The following is a 498-nucleotide window of genomic DNA, read 5'->3' as shown; positions in this document are numbered from 1 at the left end:
TACCCACCTGCGATGGCCACCTATCAACCGCTGATCAACGGTGAAGAGGCTTTCAGGGCCGTGCACCTGGCCATTGCCAATGCCACAAAAACCATTGACATCATCTGTTGGGGTTTTCAGCCGTCGATGTACTTTATCCGCGATGGCAGCGCTCCGAGCATTGGCGAACTGCTGATGGCCAAAGCAGGAAAAGGGGTCGAGGTTCGGGTGTTGGGGTGGGAGGCGCCGTTTAATCTTGCTGGGGCGACGACGGGCGAATCAAACCTGCCTGGCAAAGGTCCGATCCGTATTGGGGATCGGGCGCTGCAACCTTCCACCGATGACCAATATGCCGATGATCGGCGATGGTTTTCCCGATGTGCATTCGCCGATCACCTGGCGCCTGCGATTCGGCCAGCTCGCAACATTCCGGTATTTGTCAGTCGCGGTTTCAGTGTGCATGAGCGGGCTGAAATTACCTATCAGGCCAAATACAAAAGCCTCGACCCGCAGCTCAGC

General features: G+C 56.8%; 1 pseudogene. It reads left to right on the top strand.

The features are described 5' to 3' along the window. A pseudogene (locus ACM6IP_RS25160) lies at positions 1 to 498 on the top strand (phospholipase); the annotation flags it as partial.

It is taken from the genome of Pseudomonas sp. IT-P176 (genome assembly GCF_949767245.1).
Classification (GTDB): domain Bacteria; phylum Pseudomonadota; class Gammaproteobacteria; order Pseudomonadales; family Pseudomonadaceae; genus Aquipseudomonas.
The sequence above is the reverse complement of the archived record's forward strand: the minus strand, read 5'-3'. Positions and strand labels throughout refer to the sequence as shown.